A 3,944-nucleotide genomic window follows, 5' to 3' on the forward strand; every position below is an offset into this window, starting at 1 on the left:
GCGGAGTTTCAGTCACCAGATGCGCTGACTGATCCACCGCATTCGCGAGCAAGCCCGCTCCCACAGTGGTTATGCGGCGTCTGTCAGAGCGACTCCAGGCACCCAGCCAGGTCATTCCCCAGCTTCTCCAGCACCTGCTCATACCCCTGGGCGGAGGCCGGCGTGTAGCCGCCCAACGCATCCAGCTCCGCCAGCTTCACCGGCAAACCCGCCACCAGCGTTTCCGCAAGGCGCGGGCGCAACGGCGGCTCGCTGAACACACAAGTCTTGCCCACTTCCTGCAAACGCGTACGCATCGCTGCCACATGCTGGGCACCCGGCTGCACTTCTGCGGCCACACTGAACACCCCGGTGTGCTTGAGGCCGTAGGCATCTTCGAAGTAATCGAAGGCTTCATGGAACACGAAGTACGGCTTGCCGGCGACGTCCGCCATACGTGCCTTCAAGCGCGCGTCCAGTGCATCCATACGGCCATCAAAGGCCTTCACGTTGCTCTGGTAACGCTCGGCGTTCGCTGGGTCGGCAGCGCTGAGATCCGCCGCCATGCGGTTCGCAATCACCCGGGCGTTGACCGTCGACAGCCACAAATGCGCATCCAGGCTGCCCGGGCGATGGTCATGATCATGTTCGTCGGCATCTTCAGCATGGGAGTGGCTATCTTCGGCGAACCGACGCAGTTTCATTCCCGGAAGGTCCTGCACCGCCACCGTCGGCAAGCTGCGGCCTTTCAAGACACGCGGCAGAAAGCTTTCCATGTCCGGGCCGATCCAATACAGCAGGTCCACCGACTGCACGCGCCGTACGTCGGAAGGGCGCAACGCATAGTTATGCGGCGAAGCGCCCGGCGGCAGCAATACCTCGGGAATCGCCACGCCATCCTGCACAGCAGCAGCAATCAGTTGTAACGGTTTGATACTGGTCAGCACCCGAACCTCCGCCTGAGCGGCACCGGCAAGCAGCAAACTGGTGACAAATACGACAAAAACGGGAAAAAGTCTGGACACGATGACCACTCAAGGAGGCAGGAACAGGTAACATAATAACGTCTCTCACAAATATCTGTCGCCGCTCATGCCTAAAACACCGCTTGCCAGCCGTCCCCATGACCACTCTCACTGCGTGCACAGCGCACTGTCAGAGGCCGACGCCTTGTGCGCGCGCCAAGGCCTGCGCCTGACCGCCCTGCGTCGCCGGGTGCTGGAGCTGGTGTGGCAAAGCCACAAGCCGCTGGGTGCCTACGACATCCTCGGCGTGCTCAGCGAGCAGGATGGCCGCCGCGCCGCGCCGCCCACGGTGTACCGCGCGCTGGACTTCCTGCTGGACAACGGCCTGGTGCACCGCATCTCATCGCTCAACGCCTTTGTCGGCTGTAACCACCCGGAACACGCGCACCAGGGCCAGTTCCTGATTTGCCGCGAGTGCCACGCCGCCATCGAACTTGAGCAAAAAAGCATCAGCGACAGCATCATCAAGAGCGCCGGCGACGTCGGCTTCAAGGTCGAAGGGCAAACCGTCGAAGTCGTCGGTGTGTGCTCGGGCTGCCAGGGGGCTTGATGAGCACTGCGTTAATCCGCCTGGAGCAGGTCGGGGTCACGTTCGCCGGGCAAAACGTGCTGGACAACATCGACCTGAGCGTCGAGCCAGGTCAGATCGTCACGCTGATCGGCCCCAACGGTGCCGGCAAGACCACCCTGGTGCGCGCCGTACTCGGCCTGCTCAAGCCCGACAGCGGCAGCGTGTGGCGCAAGCCGAGGCTGCGGGTCGGCTACATGCCGCAGAAGCTGCATGTGGACCCGACCTTGCCCCTCTCGGTGCTGCGCTTCCTGCGCCTGGTGCCCGGTGTCGACCGTGCCCGCGCACAGTCCGCCCTCAAGGAAGTGGGCGCCGAACAGGTGATCGACAGCCCGGTGCAAAGCATCTCCGGCGGCGAAATGCAGCGCGTGCTGCTGGCCCGCGCCCTGCTGCGCGAGCCGGAATTGCTGGTACTGGATGAACCCGTACAGGGCGTCGACGTCGCCGGCCAGGCCGAGCTGTACAGCCTGATCACCCGCCTGCGGGACCGCCATGGTTGCGGCGTGCTGATGGTCTCCCACGACCTGCACCTGGTGATGAGCACCACCGACCAGGTGGTGTGCCTCAATCGTCACGTGTGCTGTTCCGGCCACCCGGAACAGGTCAGCGGCGATCCGGCTTTTGTCGAGCTGTTCGGCAAGAACGCCCAGAGCCTGGCGATCTACCACCACCATCACGACCACGCCCATGACCTGCATGGCGCTGTAGTCGATGACTCCACCGCATCCCACACCCACGTTCATGGAGATAGCTGCAAGCATGGCTGATTTTCTGCTCTACGCCCTGCTGGCAGGCTTGGCTCTGGCGCTGGTGGCGGGCCCACTGGGCTCGTTCGTGGTCTGGCGGCGCATGGCCTATTTTGGCGACACCCTGTCCCACGCTGCGCTGCTGGGCGTGGCCATGGGATTTCTGCTGGATGTGAGCCCGACCATTGCCGTCACCGTCGGCTGCCTGCTGCTGGCTGTGCTGCTGGTGACCCTGCAACAGCGTCAGCCTCTGGCCTCCGATACCCTGCTGGGCATCCTGGCCCCAAGCACCTTGTCCCTGGGCCTGGTGGTGCTGAGCTTCATGCATGAAGTGCGCATCGACCTGATGGCCTACCTGTTCGGCGACCTGCTGGCGATCAGCCCCACCGACCTGGCGTGGATTCTAGGCGGCAGCGCGGCAGTGCTGGTGCTGCTGGTGACGCTGTGGCGCCCGCTGCTGGCGATCACCGTTCACGAAGAACTGGCCACCGTCGAAGGCTTGCCCGTGGCGGCGCTGCGCATGACCCTGATGCTGCTGATCGCCGTGGTGATCGCTGTCGCGATGAAGATTGTCGGCGTATTGTTGATCACATCGCTGCTGATCATCCCGGCTGCTGCGGCCCAGCGTCACGCCCGCTCGCCGGAGCAAATGGCGCTCGGCGCCAGCCTTCTGGGGATGCTCGCGGTGTGTGGTGGCCTGGCGCTGTCCTGGTTCAAGGACACCCCGGCCGGGCCGTCGATTGTGGTCACGGCGGCCGCCCTGTTTCTGCTGAGTTTTGTCCTGCCCCGTCGTGGGGTGTAGACTTGCTCGCTTTTTGCGCAATTAGAGAGTCGCAGGAATGAAGCTGTTCAACGCCCGTTATCTGCTCCTTGCCGCATTTTCCTTGCTGCTGGGCGCCTGCCAAAGCACCCCGCCCGCCGCCCCCCAGGCGCCGGACGCACGTGCTGCGGCCATCGCACAGCTGGAGCAAAACCTCGCCAGCAGTGAACTGGCCACCGCCGAAGACGAGCTGGCCGCCTTGCAGGCCCAGTCGCCCAACGACCCGGCGCTGGAGCCTTATCAGCGCCAACTGGCCGAAGCCTATTTGCAGCGCAGCCAGATCGTCCTGCAAAAGGGTGATGTCAACGCTGCCGCGACGGCCCTGAGCCGCGCACGGGCATTGATGCCCAAGGCTCCGGCGCTGACCGGTGGCGTCAACAGTGCGATCGCCCATGCCCGTAAAGTCGAGCTGGACAAAGCCGAGGCCGCCCTGAAAGCCGCCGAAGCCAAGCCGCCGGCCAAGGTCATCGACCCGGCAGCGCCAAGCACTACGGTTGCGCTGAACCTCACCGATATCGAGGCGCTGCGCCATCAACTGGATGAGATCGCCACCGATGTGGTGAATTACCAGTGCGATGTGAGCATCCAGGCACCGCGCACCGAAGATTACCCATGGCTGGCCACGTTGCTGACCAAACGGGTGAAGCGCATCGATTCGGGGTATGACCTGAAGATTCACCGGCAGATCCTGAAGAAGGTTCCGGCGCAGGTCGTGCTGATTCCGCGTAAGACTGAATAACGCCATTCGCGAGCAAGCCCGCTCCCACATTTAACCGAGTTCCAACTTTGGAATGCGGTCAAATGTG

General features: G+C 63.6%; 5 protein-coding genes. 4 read left to right on the top strand and 1 reads right to left on the bottom strand.

Annotation, left to right across the window (positions count from 1 at the left end; all coding sequences use genetic code 11):
- Positions 1–83 precede the first annotated feature (83 nt).
- The gene (locus ACW9I6_RS31220; protein WP_008439631.1) at positions 84–1,013 is read right to left on the bottom strand and encodes a zinc ABC transporter substrate-binding protein; all 930 of its coding nucleotides are present in this window, start codon (positions 1,011–1,013) and stop codon (positions 84–86) included.
- A 58-nt stretch (positions 1,014–1,071) separates the two neighbouring features.
- Between ACW9I6_RS31220 and ACW9I6_RS31225 the strand changes: the two genes are divergently transcribed.
- The 4 genes from ACW9I6_RS31225 to ACW9I6_RS31240 are packed head-to-tail and all read left to right on the top strand — an operon-like array spanning position 1,072 to position 3,877.
- Positions 1,072–1,554, top strand: a complete 483-nt coding sequence (locus ACW9I6_RS31225; RefSeq protein ID WP_003214819.1) for a Fur family transcriptional regulator — start codon at positions 1,072–1,074, stop codon at positions 1,552–1,554.
- A complete protein-coding gene (gene znuC / locus ACW9I6_RS31230; protein ID WP_177009003.1) occupies positions 1,554–2,339 on the top strand; it encodes a zinc ABC transporter ATP-binding protein ZnuC in 786 nt (261 codons plus the stop codon). Before ACW9I6_RS31225 ends, znuC begins: the two co-directional genes overlap by 1 nt.
- A complete protein-coding gene (gene znuB / locus ACW9I6_RS31235) occupies positions 2,332–3,120 on the top strand; it encodes a zinc ABC transporter permease subunit ZnuB (protein WP_003214823.1) in 789 nt (262 codons plus the stop codon). The genes znuC and znuB overlap by 8 nt, the downstream gene beginning before the upstream one ends.
- A 37-nt stretch (positions 3,121–3,157) precedes the next feature.
- Positions 3,158–3,877, top strand: a complete 720-nt coding sequence (locus ACW9I6_RS31240; RefSeq protein WP_003214825.1) for a PA5502 family lipoprotein — start codon at positions 3,158–3,160, stop codon at positions 3,875–3,877.
- Positions 3,878–3,944 lie beyond the last annotated feature (67 nt).

The organism is Pseudomonas sp. SDO5522_S412, assembly GCF_054071215.1.

Excerpts from the sequence above, each read along its gene's own strand:
- ACW9I6_RS31225 (WP_003214819.1), top strand. The coding sequence starts at position 1,072 with ATGCCTAAAACACCGCTTGCCAGCCGTCCCCATGACCACTCTCACTGC.
- znuC (WP_177009003.1), top strand. The coding sequence starts at position 1,554 with ATGAGCACTGCGTTAATCCGCCTGGAGCAGGTCGGGGTCACGTTCGCC.
- znuB (WP_003214823.1), top strand. The coding sequence starts at position 2,332 with ATGGCTGATTTTCTGCTCTACGCCCTGCTGGCAGGCTTGGCTCTGGCG.
- ACW9I6_RS31240 (WP_003214825.1), top strand. The coding sequence starts at position 3,158 with ATGAAGCTGTTCAACGCCCGTTATCTGCTCCTTGCCGCATTTTCCTTG.